At 61.4% G+C, this 23,867-nt stretch carries 16 protein-coding genes; 14 read left to right on the forward strand and 2 right to left on the reverse strand.

The window, feature by feature from the left end:
• Positions 1-66: 66 nt before the first annotated feature.
• On the reverse strand, positions 67-2,286 hold the full coding sequence (locus AC1RBR_RS02145; protein WP_492562758.1) for a primosomal protein N': 2,220 nt from the start codon (positions 2,284-2,286) through the stop codon (positions 67-69).
• 285 nt (positions 2,287-2,571) lie between these two features.
• On the opposite strand from AC1RBR_RS02145, the gene rpmE reads away from it, so the two are divergent.
• From rpmE to AC1RBR_RS02160, 3 genes are all read left to right on the forward strand, one after another.
• Positions 2,572-2,787 carry a 50S ribosomal protein L31 gene (gene rpmE / locus AC1RBR_RS02150; protein WP_007968345.1) on the forward strand — a complete coding sequence of 72 codons (216 nt, stop codon included), beginning with the start codon at positions 2,572-2,574 and terminating at the stop codon, positions 2,785-2,787.
• A gap of 41 nt (positions 2,788-2,828) precedes the next feature.
• Positions 2,829-3,611 (forward strand): thermonuclease family protein, encoded by a 783-nt coding sequence (locus AC1RBR_RS02155; RefSeq protein WP_480405300.1) that lies wholly within the window; start codon positions 2,829-2,831, stop codon positions 3,609-3,611.
• A gap of 183 nt (positions 3,612-3,794) precedes the next feature.
• Complete coding sequence (locus tag AC1RBR_RS02160; RefSeq protein ID WP_003220889.1) at positions 3,795-5,063, forward strand: malic enzyme-like NAD(P)-binding protein; 1,269 nt, start codon at positions 3,795-3,797, stop codon at positions 5,061-5,063.
• A 264-nt stretch (positions 5,064-5,327) separates the two neighbouring features.
• On the opposite strand, the gene AC1RBR_RS02165 is transcribed toward AC1RBR_RS02160, so the two are convergent.
• Positions 5,328-7,772, reverse strand: coding sequence for a penicillin-binding protein 1A (locus AC1RBR_RS02165; protein ID WP_371917876.1), 2,445 nt, complete (start codon positions 7,770-7,772; stop codon positions 5,328-5,330).
• A 219-nt stretch (positions 7,773-7,991) separates the two neighbouring features.
• On the opposite strand from AC1RBR_RS02165, the gene AC1RBR_RS02170 reads away from it, so the two are divergent.
• The 11 genes from AC1RBR_RS02170 to hemE all read left to right on the forward strand — a co-directional run bounded on the left by AC1RBR_RS02170 (position 7,992) and on the right by hemE (position 23,784).
• Positions 7,992-9,056: a pilus assembly protein PilM gene (locus AC1RBR_RS02170; RefSeq protein ID WP_253149117.1), complete on the forward strand. Its 1,065-nt coding sequence runs from the start codon at positions 7,992-7,994 to the stop codon at positions 9,054-9,056.
• The gene (locus AC1RBR_RS02175; RefSeq protein WP_095138006.1) at positions 9,056-9,622 is read left to right on the forward strand and encodes a PilN domain-containing protein; all 567 of its coding nucleotides are present in this window, start codon (positions 9,056-9,058) and stop codon (positions 9,620-9,622) included. The genes AC1RBR_RS02170 and AC1RBR_RS02175 overlap by 1 nt, the downstream gene beginning before the upstream one ends.
• The gene (pilO, locus tag AC1RBR_RS02180; protein WP_095138007.1) at positions 9,619-10,242 is read left to right on the forward strand and encodes a type 4a pilus biogenesis protein PilO; all 624 of its coding nucleotides are present in this window, start codon (positions 9,619-9,621) and stop codon (positions 10,240-10,242) included. Before AC1RBR_RS02175 ends, pilO begins: the two co-directional genes overlap by 4 nt.
• A complete protein-coding gene (locus tag AC1RBR_RS02185; protein ID WP_253149120.1) occupies positions 10,239-10,766 on the forward strand; it encodes a pilus assembly protein PilP in 528 nt (175 codons plus the stop codon). Before pilO ends, AC1RBR_RS02185 begins: the two co-directional genes overlap by 4 nt.
• Before the next feature lie 13 nt (positions 10,767-10,779).
• Positions 10,780-12,852 carry a type IV pilus secretin PilQ gene (locus AC1RBR_RS02190; RefSeq protein WP_115985321.1) on the forward strand — a complete coding sequence of 691 codons (2,073 nt, stop codon included), beginning with the start codon at positions 10,780-10,782 and terminating at the stop codon, positions 12,850-12,852.
• 4 nt (positions 12,853-12,856) lie between these two features.
• Positions 12,857-13,375, forward strand: coding sequence for a shikimate kinase AroK (aroK, locus tag AC1RBR_RS02195; RefSeq protein ID WP_027611316.1), 519 nt, complete (start codon positions 12,857-12,859; stop codon positions 13,373-13,375).
• A gap of 151 nt (positions 13,376-13,526) precedes the next feature.
• Positions 13,527-14,627, forward strand: a complete 1,101-nt coding sequence (gene aroB / locus AC1RBR_RS02200; protein WP_492562761.1) for a 3-dehydroquinate synthase — start codon at positions 13,527-13,529, stop codon at positions 14,625-14,627.
• A gap of 10 nt (positions 14,628-14,637) precedes the next feature.
• Complete coding sequence (locus AC1RBR_RS02205; RefSeq protein WP_492562763.1) at positions 14,638-16,227, forward strand: AAA family ATPase; 1,590 nt, start codon at positions 14,638-14,640, stop codon at positions 16,225-16,227.
• Positions 16,228-16,576: 349 nt separating this feature from the next.
• Complete coding sequence (gltB, locus tag AC1RBR_RS02210) at positions 16,577-21,022, forward strand: glutamate synthase large subunit (RefSeq protein WP_492562765.1); 4,446 nt, start codon at positions 16,577-16,579, stop codon at positions 21,020-21,022.
• 33 nt (positions 21,023-21,055) lie between these two features.
• Positions 21,056-22,474 (forward strand): FAD-dependent oxidoreductase, encoded by a 1,419-nt coding sequence (locus AC1RBR_RS02215; RefSeq protein WP_095138014.1) that lies wholly within the window; start codon positions 21,056-21,058, stop codon positions 22,472-22,474.
• Positions 22,475-22,716: 242 nt separating this feature from the next.
• Positions 22,717-23,784: a uroporphyrinogen decarboxylase gene (gene hemE, locus AC1RBR_RS02220; protein ID WP_007968321.1), complete on the forward strand. Its 1,068-nt coding sequence runs from the start codon at positions 22,717-22,719 to the stop codon at positions 23,782-23,784.
• Positions 23,785-23,867: the final 83 nt, after the last annotated feature.

The following is a 23,867-nucleotide window of genomic DNA, read 5'->3' on the forward strand; positions in this document are numbered from 1 at the left end:
TGGTACTGCGGTTTTGGGGCCGCTTCGCGCCCCAGCGGGAGCAAGCTCCCTCGCCACAGGTCAGCGTCAATACAGATCCACGGGATCGACATCCAGCGACCAGCGCACCGCCCGCCCGCTCGGCATCTGCTCCAGCTCCAGCAACCAGTTGGCGAGCAACCGATGCAGCGGCGCCCGCGCTGCCGCCTGCACCAACAACTGTGCGCGATAGCGCCCGGCACGGCGCTCCATCGGCGCCGGCACCGGCCCGAGCAATTCGATGCCGCTCAGATTCTGCTCGACCAGCAAGCGCTCAGCCGCGCTGCATGCCTCATCGAGAAAACCTTCAGCCTGCCCCGGTTTGTGCGCTTCGGCACGCAACAGCGCCAAGTGTGAAAACGGCGGCAGTCCGGCGGCACGGCGCTCGCTCAAGGCCTGCTCGGCAAAGGCGAAGTAGCCCTGCTCGGTCAATTGCACCAACAAAGGATGGTCTGCCAGGTGGGTCTGGATGATCACTTTGCCCGGCTCTTCCGCCCGCCCGGCACGGCCGGCGACTTGTACGATCAATTGCGCCATCCGTTCGCTGGCGCGGAAGTCGCCGGAGAACAGGCCGCCGTCAGCATCCAGAATCGACACCAGTGTCACGCGCGGAAAATGGTGACCCTTGGCCAACATCTGGGTGCCGACCAGAATGCACGGCTGACCCTTCTGAATCGTTGCGAACAGTTGATTCATCGCGTCCTTGCGCGAGGTGCTGTCGCGGTCGACGCGCAGTACCGGGTAGTCCGGGAACAGAATCGCCAGGCGTTCTTCGGCGCGTTCGGTGCCGGCGCCCACCGGCCGCAGATCGACTTTGTTGCACTTGGGGCACTGGCGCGGCGTGCGCTCGACGTTGCTACAGTGGTGGCAGCGCAGTTCGCCGTAGCGCTGGTGCACGGTCATTCGCGCATCGCAGCGCGAGCACTCGGACATCCAGCCGCAATCGTGGCACAGCAACGTCGGCGCAAAGCCACGCCGGTTGAGGAATACCAGCACCTGCTGGCCCGCCGCGAGGGTCTGGCCGATGGCTTGTTGCATCGGCCCGGAAATGCCGCTGTCCAGCGGACGGCTTTTTACGTCCAGGCGCAGGAAGCGTGGCTGCTTGGCGCCACCGGCCCGCTCGTTGAGGCGCAGCAGGCCATAGCGACCGGTGTAAGCGTTGTGCAGGCTTTCCAGCGACGGCGTGGCGGAGCCGAGGACGATCGGGATGTTTTCCTGTCGCGCGCGCACCAGCGCCAGATCCCGGGCGTGGTAGCGCAGGCCTTCCTGCTGTTTATAGGAGCCGTCGTGCTCTTCGTCGATGATGATCAGCCCCGGGTTCTTCATCGGGGTGAACAGTGCCGAGCGGGTGCCGATAATAATGTCGGCCTCGCCGTCGCGGGCAGCGAGCCAGGCGTCGAGGCGCTCACGGTCGTTGACCGCCGAATGCAGCAGGGCGATGCGTGCGTTGAAGCGCTGCTCGAAACGCGCCAGGGTCTGCGGACCGAGGTTGATTTCGGGAATCAGCACCAGGGCCTGTTTGCCCGCCTCGAGGGTTTCGCGGATCAGTTGCAAATAGACTTCGGTCTTGCCGCTGCCCGTGACCCCGGCCAGCAGAAACGCGTGATAACTGTCGAACCCGGCGCGGATCGCTTCGTAAGCGGCGCGTTGTTCGGTGTTCAGCGGCAACTCCGGTTGCGCCAACCAGTGTTCATGGCGCACGCCGGGGGCGTGCCGGCGGATTTCCACTTGTACCAGGCCCTTGGCCAGCAGCAGGTCGAGGCTGTCCTTGCTCAGCATCAGCTTGCTCAACAACTGATGGGCCACGCCGTGCGGGTGCTGCGCCAGTGTTGCCAGTGCTTCACGCTGGCGCGGGGCGCGGGCGACGCGCGGATCATCGAGGCTGGCGCCGGGGGCGACTGACCAGAAGCGCTCCTGGCGCGCCTCGGCCAGTTCGCCCTGACGCAGCAGCACCGGCAGCGCCCAGCTCAAGGTGTCGCCGAGGCTGTGCTGGTAATACTGCGACGTCCACAGGCACAGCTTGAACAGTGCGGGCGGCAACGGCGGTTCGACATCGAGCAGGGCCAGCGCCGGTTTGAGTTTTTCCAGCGGCACGTCGCTGGTGTCGGTGATCTCGACCAGAATCCCGATCATTTCCCGTCGCCCGAACGGCACCCGCAGGCGCATGCCCGGCTGCAACTGGGCACGCAACACCCCGGCCGGCGCCCGATAGTCGAACAGGCGGCGCAGGGGCGAAGGCAGGGCGAGGCGCAGAATGGCGTCGGGCACGCGGGGAGTCTCTATCAACACGAAAGAAGGGCGAACGCAGATCAATTGTGGGAGCGGGCTTGCTCGCGAATGCGGTGTGTCAGGCACCGTAATATTGGCTGACACAGCGCATTCGCGAGCAAGCCCGCTCCCACAGGGAATCGCGCAATGGGCCGGGAGCCTAGCAGACGGTCGGTCTCAGGGACAGCTTGCGCGATTGACATTGTCTGGTAGAATCCGCGGCCTAATTACGTGCGGTATTCAACAATAGTGTTGGGTGGCGGCACGCTAGCTGAGGAAGACATCATGAAAGCTGATATCCACCCGAATTACCCAGAAGTTGCAGTAACCTGCAGCTGCGGCAACAAGTTCGAAACCCGTTCGACCTTCGGCAAAGCCCTGGCGATCGACGTTTGCAACGAGTGCCACCCGTTCTACACCGGTAAGCAGAAGACTCTGGACACCGGTGGCCGCGTTCAGAAGTTCGCCGACCGTTTCGGTGCCTTCGGCGCCAAGAAGTAAGATTGGTCATTCTGGAAAACTTCGACGGTTTCTCCAGGCTGATGAAAAAGGCGTCCCTTGTGGGCGCCTTTTTTGTGTCCGCGATTTGGCTGTCCGCTGCCCAGGCGTTTTGCCCCACGCCTGCCGGCCTGAGCAGCGTCAGCGTCCAGCGCGTGGTCGATGGCGACACGCTACGCCTGAGCGATGGGCGCAGTGTGCGGATGATCGGTCTCAACACGCCGGAGCTGGGCAAGCAGGGTCGCAGTGACGAACCCTTCGCCGTGGCGGCACGTAAACGCCTTGAAGCCTTGGTGGCGGACAGCGGTGGGCGGGTCGGTTTGCAACCCGGCCAGCAGGCCAAAGACCATTACGGTCGCACCCTCGCGCATGTCTACAGCACCAACGGCACCAATCTTGAAGCGCAAATGCTCGCCGACGGCCTTGGGTTTCAGGTAGCGGTGGCGCCGAATGTCGATCTTGTTGCCTGTCAGCAGGCGGCCGAACGCAGCGCCCGGCAGGCCGGTCGAGGCCTGTGGCGCCAGTCGCCTGTACTGAAAGCGGAGCAGATCCGCACTTCGGGTTTCGCCGTGGTCAGTGGGCGTGTGAGCAGGGTTCAGCGCAATCGCGGCGGAATCTGGATTGAGTTGGAGGACGCGGTTGTACTGCGCGTTGCACCCAATCTGGTCGGACAATTCGACAGCGCTCGGTTGCAGAAGCTGCAGGGCAGGCAGATCGAGGCTCGCGGCTGGGTCGTCGACCGTTCGCGGCGTGGCGGGCTGAAACCGGGGCAGCCGCGTTGGTTGCTGCCATTGACCGATCCGTCGATGCTGCAAAACACTCCCTGAAGAAAAATTGTAGACATTTTTTCTGTCGATTGTGAACAGTCAAGCCCTTGTGCGCCGTGGCTCTTGGCCCAAAGTCGTAGGACAGGGCGCTTGACAGGGGTGACCGCTCAGTCTTGTGGGGACTTTGCGAGGCGCGTATCCTCGCTGACCAGTCTGTCCAACAGTAAAAAGCGGAATGCCAAAATGTCTGATCTGAAAACTGCCGCTCTCGAATATCATGCCAATCCTCGTCCAGGGAAGCTGAGTGTCGAGCTCACCAAGGCCACTGCTACCGCCCGCGACCTGTCGCTGGCCTACAGCCCCGGCGTAGCTGAACCAGTGCGTGAGATCGCCCGCGATCCTGAACTGGCCTACAAATACACCGGCAAGGGCAACCTGGTTGCAGTCATTTCCGATGGCACCGCGATTCTGGGCCTGGGTAACCTCGGCCCACTGGCCTCCAAGCCAGTGATGGAAGGTAAAGGCGTACTGTTCAAGCGCTTCGCCGGCATCGACGTGTTCGACATCGAAGTCGATTCCGAAAGCCCGCAAGCCTTCATCGACACCGTAAAACGCATCTCCATCACCTTCGGTGGCATCAATCTGGAAGACATCAAGGCGCCTGAGTGCTTTGAGATCGAGCGTGCTCTGATCGAGCAGTGCGATATTCCGGTATTCCACGATGACCAGCACGGCACCGCGATCGTGACCGCTGCGGGCATGATCAACGCCCTGGAAATCGCCGGCAAAACCCTGCCGGAAGCCAAAATCGTCTGCCTCGGCGCCGGCGCTGCGGCCATCTCCTGCATGAAGTTGCTGGTGAGCATGGGCGCAAAAATCGAAAACATCTTCATGGTTGACCGTACCGGCGTGATCCACTCCGGCCGTGATGACCTGAACCAGTACAAAGCCGTGTTCGCTCACGCCACCGACAAGCGCAGCCTGGCTGACGCTCTGAAAGGCGCTGACGTGTTCGTCGGTCTGTCCGGCCCGAACCTGCTGAGCGCTGAAGGCCTGCTGTCGATGGCGGCCAACCCGATCGTCTTCGCCTGCTCGAACCCGGATCCGGAAATCTCCCCGGAACTGGCGCACGCCACCCGCAGCGACGTGATCATGGCCACCGGTCGTTCTGACTACCCGAACCAGGTCAACAACGTACTGGGCTTCCCGTTCATCTTCCGTGGTGCCCTGGACGTTCGCGCCAAGCGCATCAACGAGGAAATGAAAGTGGCTGCGGCCAACGCCCTGCGCGAACTGGCCAAACTGCCAGTGCCACAGGACGTGTGCGACGCCTACGGTGGTGCGCCGCTGGAATTCGGTCGTGAGTACATCATTCCGAAGCCAATGGACAAGCGCCTGATCACCCTGATCTCCGACGCTGTGGCCAAGGCCGCGATCGAGACCGGTGTGGCGACCCTGCCGTATCCGAAGAACTATCCGCTGAAAAGCGTGGATGACGTGTTCAACGGCTAAGCCTTTGTAGCGCCTCAACCGAAAGCCCCGGCTCGTAATGAGTCGGGGCTTTTTTATGTCTGACATTTTTATCGCGACAGGAATGGCGCCATCGCGAGCAGGCTCACTCCTACAGGGTTTGAGTTGTTCGCTCTATGTATGCCGCACCTTGGCCCCTGTAGGAGTGAGCCTGCTCGCGATGAGGCCAGTGGTCTCACCACAAAACCAACAGGCAATAAAAAGCCCCGCACTTCAATCGAAGGGGGGCTTTTTGCGGCGCATTGATCAGAACAGATCGATCGGCGCCTGCTCATCTGCCGGCAGCGGGCTGCCGGGTACGGCGCCGTTGCCCAGTTCGTTCACCGAGGGCGGCGTGTCTTCGGACTTGAACAGTTCGAAGTACGCGCCCGGCGTGCTCGGGGTGGCAGCACGACCGCTGATCGGATCCACCCGCAGGCTGAGAATACCTTCCGGCTCAGGCTGCACGTGCGGCGGCTTGTCCTTCAGTGCAGCCGACATGTAGTTCATCCAGATCGGCAGCGCCACGGTGCCACCAAACTCGCGGCGACCGAGGCTTTCCGGCTGGTCGAAGCCGGTCCACACGGTGGTCACGTAATCGGCGTTGTAACCGGAGAACCACGCATCCTTCGATTCGTTGGTGGTGCCGGTCTTGCCGGCGATGTCGCTGCGACCCATGGCCAGAGCGCGGCGACCGGTGCCGAGCTTGATCACGTCCTGCAGCATGCTGTTGAGGATGTACGTGGTGCGGCCATCGACGATCCGCTCGGCCACGGCCGGCGCTTGTGGCGCGGCGGCAGCGCCCGGTGCTTCACCCGGAACCGGAGCGGCGTTGACGGTGATCGGCTGAGACTCCGGCGCGGCAAGGCCATCGGTTGCCGAGCCACCCTGTGGCACGGTCGGCGGGTTGGCGACGAACAGCGTGTCACCGTTGCGGCTTTCGATCTTGTCGATGATGTACGGGGTGATCTTGTAGCCGCCGTTGGCGAAGGTGCTCCAGCCGGTAGCGATCTCCATCGGGGTCAGGGTCGCGGTGCCCAGCGCCAGCGACAGGTTCGGCGGCAGGTCCTGCTTGTTGAAGCCGAAACGGGTGATGTAGTCGATGGTCTTGCCCACACCCATCGCCTGCAGCAGGCGGATCGACACCAGGTTACGCGACTTGTACAGCGCCTCGCGCAGACGGATCGGGCCGAGGAAGGTGTTGGTGTCGTTCTTCGGCCGCCAGACTTTGTCCAGGTACTCGTCGACGAACACGATCGGCGCGTCGTTGACCAGGGTCGCGGCGGTGTAACCGCTGTCCAGCGCAGCGCTGTAGACGAACGGTTTGAAGCTCGAACCCGGCTGACGCTTGGCCTGCAGGGCGCGGTTGTAATTGCTCTGCTCGAAGGCGAAACCACCGACCAGCGAGCGAATCGCGCCGTTCTGCGGATCCAGCGATACCAGCGCGCCTTGCGCCTGCGGAATCTGACTGAATTTCAGCGAATTGTTCGGCTGACGCTGCACGCGAATCAGATCGCCGACCTGCGCCACATCCGACGGCTGGCGCGGTGCGGCGCCCATGCTATTGGTGTTGAGGAACGGCCGCGCCCATTTCATGGTGTCCCAGGCGACGTGTTCTTCGCCGGTACGGGTCAGCACCTGCAGGCCATTCTTGTCGACCTGGGTGACGATCGCCGGTTCCAGGCTGCTGATGGTGCGCTGTTTGGTCAGCTCGGTCGCCCATGCCTCGTGGGTCTTGCCCGGCAGGCGCGACTCGGGGCCACGGTAGCCGTGACGCTGGTCGTAAGTCATCAAGCCTTCGTGCAGCGCGGTGTTGGCCATTTCCTGCAGGTTGCTCGGCACCGTGGTGGTGACGCGGAAACCTTCGGTGTAAGCGTCGCTGCCATAGCGGCCGACCATTTCGGCACGGGCCATTTCGGCGATGTACGGCGCGTTCACTTCCGGGGTCGGCACGTGATAGCTGGCGTTCAGCGGCTCGTTGATCGCGGCGGTGTAGTCTGCCTCGGAAATCTTCCCGAGCTTGTACATGCGGCCGAGAATCCAGTCACGGCGTTCCTTGCTGCGCGCCGGATTGGCCAGCGGGTTGAAGCGCGACGGGGCTTTCGGCAGGCCGGCGATCATCGCCATCTGCGCCAGGCTGACGTCGCGGATCGACTTGCCGTAATACACCTGCGCCGCCGCCTCGATGCCGTAGGCGCGGTTACCCAGATAAATCTTGTTCACGTACAACTCGAGGATCTCGTCCTTGGTCAGCTGCCGTTCGATCTGCAGGGCCAGAAGAATCTCGGTGGTTTTGCGCGAGAAGCTGCGTTCGCTGGTCAGGAAGAAGTTCTTCGCCACCTGCATGGTGATGGTGCTGCCGCCGGACTGAATGTGCCCGCTTTTCACCAGTTGGGTAGCGGCACGCATCAGGCTGCTCGGATCAACGCCATAGTGGTTGGCGAAATTGTCGTCTTCAGCACTTAGTAACGCATTAATGAAATTGGGGGGAATGTCGGCGAAACGGATCGGAGTACGGCGCATTTCGCCAAATTCTGCGATCAACTTGTTGTCGCTGCTGTAGACCCGCAGGGGAATCTGCAACTGAATACTTCTCAGCGCCTCCACAGACGGCAAACCCGGACTAAGGTAAAGAAACGCGCCGCTGAGACCTAAAAGCAGTCCGCAGAAAACGGCGACGATGGACCAACCGAAAAATTTCAGCAGACGAATCAAGGCTTTTGGGCACCCAGGGCAAAGAATGAATGTGGCGACAGGGTTCCGGTTACACACAGAACGGCCCGCGCCGGCAGTAAAAAGCGGAAAAAAACGCTGGGCATTATAAGCACTTTTCTGCTGGGGGCGTCATTTGCGCTTCTGTCAAGACGGGGTGAAGGAACGCAATGCGTATTACAGAGTCCGTAACTCACGGAAAGTCATAGGGAATTGGTAGTGCTGGGACTCTTCAAGAAAAAGACCAATGCGTTGCTGGGGATCGACATCAGCTCCACTTCGGTGAAGCTGCTGGAACTGAGCCGTCAGGGCGACCGCTACCGGGTCGAGGCGTACGCGGTCGAACCGCTGCCGCCCAATGCCGTGGTCGAAAAGAACATCGCCGAACTCGAAGGCGTTGGCCAGGCCCTGAGTCGGGTGCTGGTCAAGGCGCGCACCGGGCTCAAGGGCGTGGCAGTTGCAGTGGCCGGCTCGGCGGTGATTACCAAAATCATCGAGATGGACGCCGGGCTTTCCGAAGACGAACTGGAAAACCAGCTCAGGCTCGAAGCCGACCAATACATTCCCTATCCACTGGACGAAGTCGCCATCGATTTCGAAGTCCAGGGTGTGTCGCCGCGCAACCCGGAGCGGGTCAACGTGCTGCTGGCCGCCTGTCGCAAGGAAAACGTTGAAGTGCGCGAAGCAGCGCTGGCGCTGGCCGGGCTGACCGCGCGGGTGGTCGATGTCGAAGCCTATGCGCTGGAGCGCTCGTTCGGCCTGCTTGCCACTCAGTTGGCGGCCTCGCAGGAACACCTGACCGTCGCCGTGGTGGACATCGGCGCGACCATGACCACCCTCAGCGTCCTGCACAACGGCCGCATCATCTATACCCGCGAGCAACTGTTCGGTGGCCGGCAACTGACCGAGGAGATCCAGCGCCGCTACGGCCTGACCGTCGAGCAGGCCGGGCTGGCGAAAAAGCAGGGTGGTCTGCCGGATGATTATGTCAGCGAGGTGTTGCAGCCGTTCCGTGACGCACTGGTGCAGCAGGTCTCGCGCTCGTTGCAGTTCTTCTTTGCCTCCGGGCAGTACAACGCCGTCGATCACATCCTGCTGGCCGGCGGCACGGCCTCGGTGCCGGGGCTGGATCGGCTGATCGAGCAGCGTCTGGGCACTCCGACCCAGGTCGCCAACCCGTTTTCCGACATGGCCTTGAGCAGCAAGGTCAACGCCGGGGCTCTGGCCAGTGACGCGCCGGCCCTGATGATTGCCTGCGGGCTCGCGCTCAGGAGTTTCGACTGATGGCGCGGATCAACCTTCTCCCCTGGCGTGAGGAGCGCCGTGAAGAGCGGCGCAAACGCTTTCTGCTGATCCTGATCGGGGTCTTCGTCGGCTCGGTGGGCGCGGTGTTCATCGCCGATCAGATCGTCAGCACCGCCATCGAGCGGCAGGCGGCGCGTAATGACTACATCGGTAAACAGATTGCCGTGGTCGATGAACGTATCAAGCAGATCAGCGAGCTCAAGGCGCGGCGCCAGCAACTGGTCGAGCGGATGCGCATCATCCAGGACTTGCAGGGCAACCGGCAGATCAGCGGACGGATCTTCGATCAACTGGCGCGCACGCTGCCGGACGGGGTGTATTTCACCAGCGTGAAACTGCTCGGCAAAACACTGTCGATCAGTGGCGCGGCGGAGTCGAACAATCGGGTCTCGGAGCTGATGCGCAATCTGGATGCCTCCGACTGGTTCGATGCGCCGAGCCTTAATGAAGTGAAAGCGACGACCGCCGGTCAGGTGGATCAGGCCAACGTCTTTCAGTTGACCGTGCGTCAGACCCAGCCTGCAGCTACGGAGGGCGACAAATGAAGCCGTCCGAATGGCTGCAAAGTCTGCGCAACATCGACTTCAATGATCTGGATACCAGCAATATCGGTTCCTGGCCGGCTGCGGTGAAAGCCATGGCGGGGGCGCTGCTGATGGTGCTGGTGTTGGCGTTTGGCTATAACTTTTTCATCAGTGACATGGAAAATCAGCTTGATGCCAAGCGTCAGGAAGAAGACACCTTGAAGGAGCAATTCGCCAGCAAGGCACGCATGGCTGCCAACCTGGAGCTGTACACCCAGCAGATGAAGGAGATGGAAAACACCTTCGGCGTGCTCCTGCGCCAATTGCCCAGCGACACCGAAGTCCCCGGGTTGCTGGAGGACATCACCCGCACCGGGTTGGGCAGTGGCCTCGAGTTCGAAGAAATCAAGCTGCTGTCGGAAGTCACCCAGCCGTTCTACATCGAGTTGCCGATCCAGATCACCGTCACCGGGGCTTACCACGACCTTGCGACCTTCGTCAGCGGCGTCGCCGGACTGCCACGGATCGTCACGTTGCACGATTTCGAACTGGCACCGGCCAACCCCGACGGCGGAACGAAATTGCGCATGAGCATCCTCGCCAAGACTTACCGCTATAACGACAAGGGGCTGGATAAATGACCCCGATCCGTTATATCGCCCTGTCGATGCTGTTGCTCGGCCTCAATGGTTGCGGCAGCAGTGACGGGTTCAGCGACCTCGATGCCTACATGAACGAAGTGCGTCTGCGGCCGGCCGGCCGGATCGAACCGACGCCGACGTTCCGTTCCTATCCCGCCTTTACCTACAGCGCGGCCAACCTGCGCAGCCCGTTCTCGCGCCAGGTTCGGGTCGATCTGGCCGGGCAGCAGCGCGGTTCGCGCAATGTCAAACCCGACCCCAACCGGGTCAAGCAATACCTCGAAGGTTTCAACATCGAGCAGTTTGAAATGGTCGGCACTATCTCCAATGCTTCCGGCTCGTTTGCTTTGCTGCGCGGGGCGGGTGCGGTGCATCGGTTGAAAGTCGGCGACTACCTGGGGCGTAACGACGGGCGCATTGTCGCCATCAGCGCCACTCAGGTCGATGTGGTCGAGATCGTGCCCGACGGCGAAGGCGCCTGGCTGGAACGTCCGCGCACCATTCCTTTGAAAGAGCACTCATAGTGGAAGTCGAACAATGAACAGGATTTTCTCCACCCTCGGTTTTTCGCTATGGATAGCGTTGCTTTCACCGATGGTTCAGGCGGCCAGCCTCAAGACGCTGGATGTCGCGGCGTTACCGGGTGACCGCATCGAGTTGAAGCTGTCGTTCGACAGCCCGCCACCGCAACCCAAGGGCTACACCACCGAATCGCCGGCGCGTATCGCCCTGGATCTGCCGGGTGTCGCCAGCCAACTGACGAGCAAGACTCGCGATCTGGGCAGTGGCAACGCGCGAACCGCAACGGTGGTCGAGGCCAACGACCGGACGCGCCTGATCATCAACCTGACGCAACTGACGCCCTATACCTCGCGGATCGAGGGCAACAATCTGTTCGTGGTGGTCGGGCAGGGCACCAAGCCTGCTGCGCCACGGCCCGCCGCTGTTGCGCCGCGACCGGTCGCAGCACCGGCGAAGGCTTACACCCCCGTCGCCAAAACCATTCGCGGCGTGGACTTCCAGCGCGGCACCGCGGGAGAGGGCAACGTCGTCATCGATCTGTCGGACCCGACCATCGCTCCGGACATCCAGGAGCATGACGGCAAGATCATCCTCAGTTTTGCCCGCACGCAGTTGCCCGACAGACTGCGAGTACGCCTCGACGTCAAGGACTTCGCCACCCCGGTGCAGTTCGTCAATGCCGCCGCCACGGGCGATCGTGCGGTGATCACCGTCGAACCCAGCGGCACGTTCGACTATTCCACCTATCAGACCGACAACAAACTGACCGTCAGCATTCGCCCGATGACCGTCGATGACCTGCAAAAGCGTAACGCCGACCGCAACAGCTACAGCGGCGAAAAGCTTTCGCTGAATTTCCAGGACATCGACGTGCGCTCGGTGCTGCAACTGATCGCCGATTTCACCAACCTCAATCTGGTGGCCAGCGATACGGTGCAGGGCGGGATCACCTTGCGCCTGCAGAATGTGCCATGGGACCAGGCGCTGGATCTGGTGCTGAAAACCAAAGGCCTGGACAAGCGCAAGATCGGCAATGTGTTGCTGGTGGCGCCGGCCGATGAAATTGCCGCTCGCGAGCGCCAGGAACTGGAGTCGCAGAAACAGATCGCCGAACTGGCGCCGCTGCGTCGCGAGCTGCTGCAAGTGAACTACGCCAAAGCCGCCGACATTGCCAAGCTGTTCCAGTCAGTGACCAGTGCCGAGGCGAAAATCGACGAGCGTGGCTCGATCACGGTCGATGAACGCACCAACAACATCATTGCCTACCAGACCCAGGATCGTCTCGATGAACTGCGGCGGATCGTGGCGCAACTGGATATTCCGGTGCGTCAGGTGATGATCGAGGCGCGGATCGTCGAAGCCAACGTCGATTACGACAAGAGTCTGGGTGTGCGCTGGGGTGGTTCGATCCAGAACAAAGGCAACTGGAACACCTCCGGGGTCAGTAACGGCACCTCGACCACCATTGGCACTCCGGGCAGCACCAGCACCAACTCGCCGTTCGTCGACATGGGTACGGTTGGTAACACCTCGGGGATCGGCATCGCCTTCATTACCGATAACGTGCTGCTCGATCTTGAGCTGACGGCGATGGAAAAAACCGGCAATGGCGAAATCGTTTCCCAGCCGAAGGTAGTCACCTCCGACAAGGAGACGGCGAAGATCCTCAAGGGCACGGAGATTCCGTATCAGGAAGCCAGTTCCAGCGGTGCGACGTCGGTGTCGTTCAAGGAGGCTTCGCTGTCGCTGGAAGTGACGCCGCAGATCACCCCCGACAACCGCATCATCATGGAGGTCAAGGTCACCAAGGACGAACCGGACTACCTGAACAAGGTGCAGGATGTACCGCCGATCAAGAAGAACGAAGTCAACGCCAAGGTGTTGGTGAACGACGGCGAGACCATCGTGATTGGGGGCGTTTTCTCAAATACTCAAAGCAAGGTCGTAGATAAGGTGCCATTTCTTGGCGATGTGCCGTATCTTGGCCGCCTTTTCCGGCGTGATGTGGTTTCGGAGAAAAAATCCGAGCTGCTGGTATTTCTCACTCCGCGTATCATGAATAACCAGGCGATTGCTGTGAGTCGTTGATTCTGTGCGAAATTTGATTCTTGTAGGACCGATGGGCGCTGGAAAAAGCACCATCGGCCGGTTGCTGGCCAAAGAGCTGCGCCTGCCGTTCAAAGATTCCGACAAGGAAATTGAACTGCGCACGGGCGCCAATATCCCGTGGATCTTCGACAAGGAAGGCGAGCCCGGCTTTCGTGACCGTGAGCAGGCAATGATCGCCGAGCTGTGCGCGTTCGACGGCGTGGTGCTGGCGACTGGCGGCGGCGCGGTGATGCGCGATGCCAACCGCAAGGCCCTGCACGCGGGCGGGCGGGTGGTGTATCTGCACGCCTCCGTCGAGCAGCAGGTCGGGCGTACGTCGCGCGATCGCAATCGTCCCTTGTTGCGCACCGCCGATCCGGCGAAAACCCTGCGTGATCTGCTCGAGATCCGCGATCCGCTCTATCGGGAGATCGCCGATCTGGTGGTGGAAACCGACGAGCGGCCACCGCGCATGGTGGTGCTCGACATTCTCGACCGTCTGGCACAGCTGCCACCCCGTTAAAGCGCCGCCGGAAATGCGCTATCCTCGGCGTCCTGTCACAGCCGCCGAGGTTGTGGCGGATGGCGTGCGAGCGGCGTCAGATTCGCTATAGGCCGCAGACAACCAATAATTCAGGGCAGGACGCCTGCTTCCATCTTCACTGTGGGGACACATGCAGACACTCAAGGTCGATCTGGGCGAGCGCAGCTACCCGATTCATATTGGCGAAGGTTTGTTGGATCAGCCTGAGTTGCTGGCGCCGCATATTCACGGGCGGCAAGTGGCAATCATCTCCAACGAGACCGTGGCGCCGCTCTATCTCGAACGTCTGACCCGCAGTCTTGCACAGTTCTCGGTGATCTCGGTGGTGCTGCCGGACGGCGAAGCCTTCAAAAACTGGGAAACCCTGCAACTGATCTTCGACGGTCTGCTGACCGCCCGTCATGATCGTCGCACCACCGTGATCGCCCTCGGCGGCGGAGTGATCGGTGACATGGCCGGTTTTGCTGCCGCTTGCTACCAACGCGGCGTCGACTTCATCCAGATTCCTACCACGCTGCTGTCCCAGGTCGATTCGTCGGTGGGCGGCAAGACCGGCATCAACCATCCGCTGGGCAAGAACATGGTCGGCGCGTTCTATCAGCCGAACGTGGTGCTGATCGATACCGCATCGCTGAAATCCCTGCCGGAGCGTGAACTGTCCGCCGGTCTGGCGGAGGTCATCAAGTACGGGCTGATCTGCGACGAACCGTTCCTGACCTGGCTCGAAGACAATGTCGACGCCCTGCGTGCGCTGGACCAGAAGGCCCTGACCTACGCCATCGAGCGTTCCTGCGCGGCCAAGGCTGCGGTGGTCGGTGCCGATGAGAAGGAAACCGGCGTGCGCGCCACGCTCAACCTCGGCCACACCTTCGGCCACGCCATCGAGACCCACATGGGCTATGGTGTCTGGTTGCATGGTGAGGCGGTCGCCGCTGGCACCGTGATGGCGCTGGAGATGTCCGCGCGTCTGGGCTGGATCAGCGAGCAGGAGCGTGATCGCGGCATTCGTCTGTTCCAGCGTGCCGGTCTGCCGGTGATTCCGCCGGAAGAAATGACCGAAGCGAATTTTCTCGAACATATGGCAATTGATAAAAAAGTGATCGACGGTCGTCTGCGCCTGGTGCTGCTGCGCCGGATGGGCGAAGCGGTGGTGACCGCCGATTATCCGAAAGAGGTTCTACAGGCCACGCTGGGAGCGGATTACCGCGCTCTGGCTCAGCTTAAAGGTTAATAAGATTCCGATGACTAGTTTGCATGCCGACGAGGCGTTCCTCGGCCATTTCCAGTTAAGTCACGACCCTTTCGCGCCACGGGTGCCGGGCTTCAAATTCTTCCCGGCCCAGCGCAAACCGGTGCTGGGTCAACTGCACCATCTGGCGCGTTACAGCCAGTTGCTGCTGGTGGTCACCGGCCCGCAAGGCAGTGGCAAGACCCTGCTGCGTCAGGCGCTGGTGGCCAGCACCAACAAGCAATCGGTGCAAAGCGTTGTCGTGTCGGCCCGTGGGGCTGGCGATGCCGCCGGTGTGCTGCGTCAGGTGGCTCAGGCACTGAACGTGGCTCAGGCCGAAGTTGGCGCGATTCTGGATCAGGTAGTGCAACTCGCGCTTACCGGCCAGGAAGTCTATCTGCTGGTGGATGATGCCGAGCAGCTCGACGAATCCGCCCTCGAGGCGCTGATGGCGCTGGGTGCCGGTGCGCCGGAAGGTCGTCCGCACGTGTTCCTGTTCGGTGAGTCGTCGCTGATCGCGCAACTGGAGGCCTTGCACCTCGAGGAAGAACGCTTCCACGTCATCGAACTGCAGCCTTACACCGAAGAAGAGACCCGCGAATATCTCGACCAACGGCTGGAAGGTGCGGGCCGGGGTGTCGAACTTTTCACCGCGGATCAGATCTCTGAGATTCACGAAAGCGCCGAGGGTTGGCCTGGCAACATCAACCAGGTCGCTCGCGATGCACTGATCGAAGTCATGATTGCCAGCCGCTCTGCGGTCAAGCGTCCAAGTATGGGGTTCAACATGCCGAAGAAACACGTATTGGCGATTTCCGCCGTCGTTGTGGTCGCGGTCGCCGCCGCCTGGCTGATGCCGGGTCGCAACAAGGCGCCAACCACCGGCGCACCTGCCAACGAACAGGCACAACTGCCATTGGGCCAAGGCGCCAATGGCGGCGCACCGAACGTCGAGTTCGCCGGCAATACCCAGCCGATGCCGCTGCCGCTGGTCGGCAACTCGCAGCCGGTGATGCGCGGCCCGTTGGCTGAAGCTGCGGGTGGCATCACTGAAGGTGACGACGGCGTGCCTGTCGAAGGCTCCAGTGCAACACCTCCGACCGTAACGACTTCCGCACCACCGGCAGGTGTTCCGGCCGGCCCGGCGCCAACCCCGGTTCCGGCACCCGCGGCCAAACCGACCCTGGCACCGACTCAGGTCGCCACCGCCAAGCCTGCTCCGGCAGCGCCAGCGGCCAAACCGGCTCCTGCCCCGGCCAAGCCTGTTGCCGCCGCCAAACCGGCCGAGAAGCCGGTTACCGTGGCCAAGGCTTCCGGTGGCAGCTGGTACGCCGGTCAGCCGACCAGCAACTACGTGGTGCAGATCCTCGGCACCAGCTCCGAAGCGACCGCGCAGAACTTCGTCAAAGAGCAGGGCGGCGAGTACCGTTATTTCAAGAAAGTCCTCAACGGCAAGCCTCTCTACGTGATCACCTATGGCAACTTCGCCAATCGTGATGCAGCCGTTTCTGCCATCAAGGCCTTGCCAGCGAAGGTTCAGGCTGGTAAACCTTGGCCTCGCACTGTCGCCAGCGTCCAACAGGAACTGGCAACAACTCGCTGAAGATTCGGCGGCCTTACCCAGGCCGCCTCTCCAAGCACCTCAAAATTTCTACAAGTGCGCGCTTCCTTCCAGGTCGCGTGCCTTGTGGTGTCTGCGTCACAGTAGTCTTTGAGTCGTTGCGGTCAAAATTAAAAAAGTTTTGACTAGCACAGCAGATCGCTTTAAACCTTTCACAAATGCGACATGAATTTGCGACATTTCGTCGTCAAATTTGTGAGCCTCTGTGTCGCTGTGTACAATGACCACCCTTTTGCCCCCGCAAAGCCGGCGTACGTTCGGCGCGGCAAGCAAGTGGTTGAATTGAAAAGAAATTTGCCTCGTAAAGAGGCAGCCTGGTGAGAAAGTGTCTATGAAAGCAGGTCTGTACCAACCAGATGAATTCAAGGATAACTGCGGTTTCGGCCTGATAGCCCATATGCAGGGCGAGCCCAGTCATACCCTTTTGCAAACGGCCATCGAGGCCCTGACCTGCATGACCCACCGCGGTGGGATTAATGCCGACGGCAAGACCGGTGACGGTTGCGGTCTGCTGATTCAAAAGCCTGACGCGTTCCTGCGGGCGATTGCCCAGGAAAACTTCAGCGTCGAACTGCCCAAGCAATATGCTGTGGGCATGGTCTTCTTCAACCAGGATCCGGCCAAGGCCGAAGCCGCTCGCGAGAACATGAACCGCGAGATCCTCGCTGAAGGCCTGCAACTGATCGGCTGGCGCAAAGTGCCGATCGACACCAGCGTCCTCGGCCGCCTGGCCCTTGAGCGCCTGCCGCAGATCGAGCAGGTGTACATCGGCGGTGAAGGCCTGAGCGATCAGGACATGGCGGTCAAGCTGTTCAGCGCCCGTCGTCGCTCGTCGGTGGCCAACGCCGCCGACACCGACCACTACATCTGCAGCTTTTCGCACAAGACCATCATCTATAAAGGCCTGATGATGCCGGCCGACCTGGCCGCGTTCTATCCGGACCTGGGTGACCAGCGCCTGCAAACCGCGATCTGCGTGTTCCACCAGCGCTTCTCCACCAACACCTTGCCGAAATGGCCGCTGGCCCAGCCATTCCGCTTCCTCGCCCACAACGGCGAGATCAACACCATTACCGGTAACCGTAACTGGGCGCAGGCCCGTCGGACCAAGTTCACCAACGATCTGATGGATCTGGAAGAGCTCGGCCCGCTGGTCAACCGTGTCGGTTCCGACTCCTCGAGCATGGACAACATGCTCGAACTGATGGTCACCGGTGGCATCGACCTGTTCCGTGGCGTGCGGATGATCATTCCGCCAGCGTGGCAGAACGTTGAAACCATGGACCCGGATCTGCGTGCGTTCTACGAGTACAACTCGATGCACATGGAGCCGTGGGACGGCCCGGCCGGCGTGGTAATGACCGATGGTCGTTACGCGGTGTGCCTGCTCGACCGTAACGGTCTGCGTCCGGCACGCTGGGTTACTACCACCAACGGTTTCATCACCGTTGCCTCGGAAATCGGCGTCTGGAACTACCAGCCAGAGGACGTGATTGCCAAGGGCCGTGTCGGCCCGGGCCAGATCCTCGCCGTGGACACCGAAACCGGGCAGATCCTCGACACCGACGCAATCGACAACCGTCTGAAGTCCCGTCATCCGTACAAGCAATGGCTGCGCAAGAACGCTCTGCGTATCCAGGCGACCATGGAAGACAACGACCACGGTTCGGCGTTCTACGACGTCGATCAGCTCAAGCAATACATGAAGATGTATCAGGTCACGTTCGAAGAGCGCGATCAGGTGCTGCGCCCGCTCGGTGAGCAGGGCTATGAAGCCGTGGGTTCGATGGGTGACGACACGCCGATGGCCGTGCTGTCGCAGCGTGTGCGCACGCCGTACGACTATTTCCGCCAGCAGTTTGCGCAGGTCACCAACCCGCCGATCGACCCGCTGCGTGAAGCGATCGTGATGTCGCTGGAAATCTGCCTCGGTGCCGAGCGCAACATCTTTCAGGAATCGCCGGAACACGCCTCGCGCGTGATCCTCAGCTCGCCAGTGATTTCGCCGGCCAAGTGGCGCTCGCTGATGAATCTCGACCGCCCGGGTTTCGAGCGGCAGATCATCGACCTCAACTACGACGAAAGCGTCGGCCTCGAAGCGGCGATCCGCAACGTTGCCGATCAGGCTGAAGAAGCCGTGCGTGCCGGTCGTACCCAGATCGTCCTCAGCGACCGCCATATCGCTCCGGGCAAACTGCCGATCCACGCTTCGCTGGCCACCGGTGCGGTGCACCACCGCCTGACCGAAAAAGGCCTGCGTTGCGATTCCAACATCCTCGTTGAAACCGCGACCGCACGCGATCCGCACCACTTTGCGGTGCTGATCGGTTTCGGCGCCTCGGCGGTCTATCCGTTCCTGGCTTACGAAGTGCTGGGTGACCTGATCCGTACCGGTGAAGTGCTGGGCGACCTCTACGAGGTGTTCAAGAACTACCGTAAGGGCATCACCAAAGGTCTGCTGAAAATCCTGTCGAAGATGGGCATCTCGACCATCGCTTCGTATCGCGGTGCGCAGCTGTTCGAAGCCATCGGCCTGTCCGAAGAGGTTTGCGAGCTGAGCTTCCGTGGCGTGCCGAGCCGCATCAAGGGTGCGCGTTTCGTCGACATCGAAGCCGAGCAGAAAGCGCTGGCCACCGAAGCCTGGAGTCCGCGCAAGCCGATCCAGCAGGGCGGTCTGCTGAAGTTCGTTCACGGTGGCGAATATCACGCCTACAACCCTGACGTGGTCAACACCCTGCAAGCCGCCGTACAGCAGGGCGACTACGCCAAGTTCAAGGAATACACCTCGCTAGTGGACAACCGTCCGGTGTCGATGATTCGCGACCTGTTCAAGGTCAAGACCCTCGACAAGCCGCTGGACATCAGTGAAATCGAGCCGCTGGAATCGGTGCTCAAGCGCTTCGACTCCGCCGGCATCTCGCTGGGCGCCTTGTCGCCGGAAGCGCACGAAGCCCTGGCCGAAGCCATGAACCGCCTCGGTGCGCGTTCCAACTCCGGCGAAGGTGGTGAAGACCCGGCGCGCTACGGCACCATCAAGAGTTCGAAAATCAAGCAGGTCGCCACTGGCCGTTTCGGCGTAACCCCGGAATACCTGGTCAACGCCGAAGTGCTGCAGATCAAGGTCGCCCAAGGCGCCAAGCCGGGCGAGGGCGGGCAACTGCCGGGCGGTAAGGTCAACGGGCTGATCGCCAAACTGCGTTATGCAGTGCCGGGCGTAACGCTGATTTCGCCACCGCCGCACCACGACATCTACTCGATCGAAGACTTGTCGCAACTGATCTTTGACCTGAAACAGGTCAACCCGAAGGCGCTGGTCTCGGTGAAACTCGTGGCTGAAGCGGGCGTCGGCACCATCGCTGCCGGTGTGGCCAAGGCCTATGCGGACTTGATCACCATCTCCGGCTACGACGGTGGCACCGGTGCTTCGCCGCTGACCTCGATCAAATACGCTGGTGCACCGTGGGAACTCGGCCTCGCTGAAACTCACCAGACCCTGCGCGGCAACGACCTGCGCGGCAAAGTCCGGGTGCAGACCGACGGCGGCCTGAAAACCGGCCTCGACGTGATCAAAGCGGCCATCCTCGGCGCCGAAAGCTTCGGCTTCGGTACCGCGCCGATGATCGCGCTGGGCTGCAAATACCTGCGCATCTGCCACCTGAACAACTGCGCCACCGGCGTTGCGACGCAGAACGAGAAGCTGCGCAAGGATCACTACATCGGTACCGTCGACATGGTGGTGAATTTCTTCACCTACGTCGCCGAAGAAACCCGTGAGTGGCTGGCCAAGCTCGGCGTGCGTTCCCTCGAAGAGCTGATCGGTCGTACCGATCTGCTGGAAATCCTCGAGGGCCAGACCGCCAAGCAACACCATCTGGATCTGACCCCGCTGCTGGGCAGCGATCACATCCCGGCGAACAAACCGCAATTCTGCGGCGTTGAGCGCAACCCGCCGTTCGACCAGGGCCTGCTGGCCGAGAAAATGGTCGACATGGCGACCTCGGCGATCAATGACCTCAGCGGCGCCGAGTTCGAACTGGACATCTGCAACTGCGACCGTTCGATCGGTGCGCGGATCTCCGGCGAAATCGCGCGCAAGCACGGCAATCAGGGCATGGCCAACGCGCCGATCACCTTCCGCTTCAAGGGGACGGCCGGTCAGAGCTTCGGCGTGTGGAACGCCGGCGGTCTGAACATGTACCTGGAAGGCGACGCCAACGACTACGTCGGCAAAGGCATGACCGGCGGCAAACTGGTCATCGTGCCGCCGAAAGGCAGCGTCTATCAGACTCAGAACAGCGCCATCATCGGCAACACCTGCCTGTACGGCGCCACCGGCGGCAAGCTGTTCGCCGCCGGCACCGCGGGCGAGCGCTTTGCCGTGCGTAACTCCGGTGCCCACACGGTTGTGGAAGGCACTGGCGATCACTGCTGCGAGTACATGACCGGTGGTTTCGTCTGCGTCTTGGGCAAGACCGGTTACAACTTCGGCTCTGGCATGACCGGTGGTTTCGCCTACGTGCTCGATCAGGACAACACCTTCGTTGACCGGGTCAACCACGAACTGGTGGAAATCCAGCGGATCAGCGGCGAGGCGATGGAGGCCTACCGCAGCCACCTGCAGAACGTGCTGAACGAGTACGTCAAGGAAACCGAGAGCGAGTGGGGTCGTGAGCTCGCCGAAAACCTTGATGACTACCTGCGTCGTTTCTGGCTGGTCAAGCCTAAGGCTGCCAACCTGAAATCGTTGCTTTCCAGCACTCGTGCCAACCCGCAGTGATATGCGCCTGAAGAGTTTGATGAGGTTTTAACAATGGCTGAACGTCTGAATAACGACTTCCAGTTCATCGATGTCGGGCGCAAGGATCCGAAGAAGAAACTGTTGCGTCAACGCAAGAAAGAGTTCGTCGAGATCTACGAACCGTTCAAACCCCAGCAGTCGGCCGATCAGGCCCACCGCTGCCTGGGTTGCGGCAACCCGTATTGCGAATGGAAGTGCCCGGTGCACAACTTCATTCCCAACTGGCTGAAGCTGGTGGCCGAGGGCAACATCCTCCAGGCCGCCGAGCTGTCGCACCAGACCAACACCCTGCCGGAAGTCTGCGGCCGGGTGTGCCCGCAGGATCGGCTGTGCGAGGGTGCCTGCACCCTCAACGACGGCTTCGGCGCGGTGACCATCGGTTCGGTCGAGAAGTACATCACCGATACCGCGTTCGCCATGGGCTGGCGCCCGGACATGTCCAAGGTCAAGCCGACCGGCAAGCGTGTCGCGATCATCGGTGCCGGCCCGGCGGGTCTGGGCTGTGCCGACGTGCTGGTGCGTGGCGGCGTGACCCCGGTGGTTTTCGACAAGAACCCGGAAATCGGCGGTCTGCTGACCTTCGGCATCCCCGAGTTCAAGCTTGAGAAGACCGTGCTGAGCAATCGTCGCGAAGTCTTCACCGGCATGGGTATCGAGTTCCGCCTCAATACCGAGGTCGGCAAGGACGTGACCATGGAGCACCTGCTCGCCGAATACGATGCGGTATTCATGGGTATGGGCACCTACACCTACATGAAGGGCGGTTTTGCCGGTGAGGATCTGCCGGGCGTTTATGACGCGCTGGACTTCCTGATTGCCAACGTCAACCGCAACCTGGGCTTTGAAAAGTCGCCGGAAGATTTCGTCGACATGAAAGGCAAGAAGGTCGTGGTGCTCGGCGGTGGCGACACGGCGATGGACTGCAACCGCACCTCGATCCGTCAGGGCGCCAAGTCAGTGACCTGCGCCTATCGTCGTGACGAAGCGAACATGCCCGGCTCGCGCAAAGAGGTGAAGAACGCCAAGGAAGAAGGCGTGAAATTCCTCTACAACCGCCAGCCGATCGCGATCGTCGGTGAAGACAAGGTCGAAGGCGTGAAGGTGGTCGAGACCCGTCTCGGCGAACCGGATGCCCGTGGCCGTCGCAGCCCCGAGCCGATCCCGGGTTCCGAAGAGATCATCCCGGCCGATGCCGTGGTCATCGCGTTCGGTTTCCGCCCGAGCCCGGCGCCGTGGTTCGAACAGTTCGAAATCCAGACCGACAGCCAGGGCCGCGTCGTCGCGCCTGAGCAAGGTCAGTACAAGCACCAGACCAGCAACCCGAAAATCTTCGCCGGTGGCGACATGGTGCGCGGTTCCGACCTGGTGGTGACGGCAATCTTCGAAGGCCGCAATGCCGCCGAAGGGATCCTCGATTACCTGGGCGTCTGATTACATTTCAGCCTGAAATGCGATCAGAAATGTGGGAGCGGGCTTGCTCGCGAAGGCTTTGTATCAGTCACCCGATGTATTGACTGACACACCGCTTTCGCGAGCAAGCCCGCTCCCACATTGGTTTCTGTGCGCTCAATACAACGCAACAAATTGACCCGATAGACAAAAGGCTGACCTGCATCCGTGCCTTTTGCGTCGCGCTCTGAGAAAATGCCCGCACTTTTTTTCCGGATGCCGACATGACTGCCCTGAAGAACGACCGTTTCCTCCGCGCCCTGCTCAAGCAACCCGTTGACGTCACCCCGGTGTGGATGATGCGCCAGGCCGGCCGCTACCTGCCGGAATACCGCGCCAGCCGTGCCCAGGCCGGTGATTTCATGAGCCTGTGCATGAATCCGGAATTCGCCTGCGAAGTCACCCTGCAGCCGCTCGACCGCTATCCGCAACTGGACGCGGCGATCCTGTTTTCCGACATCCTCACCATCCCCGATGCCATGGGCCAGGGCCTGTACTTCGAGACCGGTGAAGGTCCGCGCTTCAAGAAAGTCGTCAGCACCCTGGCCGACATCGAAGCGTTGCCGATCCCGGATCCACACAAAGACCTCGGCTACGTGATGGACGCGGTCAGCACCATCCGCCGCGAGCTGAACGGCCGTGTGCCGCTGATCGGCTTCTCCGGCAGCCCGTGGACTCTCGCCACTTACATGGTTGAAGGCGGCTCGTCGAAAGACTTCCGCAAGACCAAGGCGATGCTCTACGACAACCCGCAAGCCATGCACCTGCTGCTGGACAAGCTGGCGCAGTCGGTGACCTCGTACCTCAATGGCCAGATCCAGGCCGGCGCGCAAGCGGTGCAGATCTTCGATACCTGGGGCGGCAACCTGTCGGCGGCGGCGTATCAGGAGTTCTCCCTGGCCTACATGAAGAAAATCGTCAGCGGCCTGATCCGCGAGCACGACGGGCGCAAGGTGCCGGTGATCCTGTTCACCAAGAACGGCGGCCTGTGGCTGGAAAGCATCGCCGAGGCCGGTGCCGACGCACTGGGCCTGGACTGGACCTGCGACATCGGCAACGCTCGCGCCCGTGTCGGCGACAAGGTCGCGCTGCAAGGCAACATGGACCCGACCGTGCTCTACGCCAAACCTGAAGCGATCCGCACAGAAGTGGGCCGCATTCTGGCCAGCTACGGCAAGGGCAGTGGTCACGTGTTCAACCTGGGTCACGGCATCACCCCTGAGGTCGACCCGGAGCATGCCGGCGCGTTCCTGCGTGCGGTGCATGAGTTGTCGGCGCAGTACCACGAATAACTTCGCAACATTTGCATAAATAAGCCTGTTCCGTGTTATGCGGGACAGGCTTTTTTTATGCTGCTTCAAATTTTAATTAATCA

It is taken from the genome of Pseudomonas sp. GW823-FHT01D03, from assembly GCF_058798255.1.

What these genes read in the sequence shown, in the direction of transcription:
- AC1RBR_RS02155 (WP_480405300.1), top strand. Translation starts at nt 2,829, where the DNA reads ATGAAAAAGGCGTCCCTTGTGGGCGCCTTTTTTGTGTCCGCGATTTGG.
- pilO (WP_095138007.1), top strand. Translation starts at nt 9,619, where the DNA reads ATGAAGCCGTCCGAATGGCTGCAAAGTCTGCGCAACATCGACTTCAAT.
- AC1RBR_RS02185 (WP_253149120.1), top strand. Translation starts at nt 10,239, where the DNA reads ATGACCCCGATCCGTTATATCGCCCTGTCGATGCTGTTGCTCGGCCTC.
- AC1RBR_RS02190 (WP_115985321.1), top strand. Translation starts at nt 10,780, where the DNA reads ATGAACAGGATTTTCTCCACCCTCGGTTTTTCGCTATGGATAGCGTTG.
- rpmE (WP_007968345.1), top strand. Translation starts at nt 2,572, where the DNA reads ATGAAAGCTGATATCCACCCGAATTACCCAGAAGTTGCAGTAACCTGC.
- aroB (WP_492562761.1), top strand. Translation starts at nt 13,527, where the DNA reads ATGCAGACACTCAAGGTCGATCTGGGCGAGCGCAGCTACCCGATTCAT.
- AC1RBR_RS02175 (WP_095138006.1), top strand. Translation starts at nt 9,056, where the DNA reads ATGGCGCGGATCAACCTTCTCCCCTGGCGTGAGGAGCGCCGTGAAGAG.
- AC1RBR_RS02215 (WP_095138014.1), top strand. Translation starts at nt 21,056, where the DNA reads ATGGCTGAACGTCTGAATAACGACTTCCAGTTCATCGATGTCGGGCGC.
- AC1RBR_RS02160 (WP_003220889.1), top strand. Translation starts at nt 3,795, where the DNA reads ATGTCTGATCTGAAAACTGCCGCTCTCGAATATCATGCCAATCCTCGT.
- hemE (WP_007968321.1), top strand. Translation starts at nt 22,717, where the DNA reads ATGACTGCCCTGAAGAACGACCGTTTCCTCCGCGCCCTGCTCAAGCAA.
- AC1RBR_RS02205 (WP_492562763.1), top strand. Translation starts at nt 14,638, where the DNA reads ATGACTAGTTTGCATGCCGACGAGGCGTTCCTCGGCCATTTCCAGTTA.
- gltB (WP_492562765.1), top strand. Translation starts at nt 16,577, where the DNA reads ATGAAAGCAGGTCTGTACCAACCAGATGAATTCAAGGATAACTGCGGT.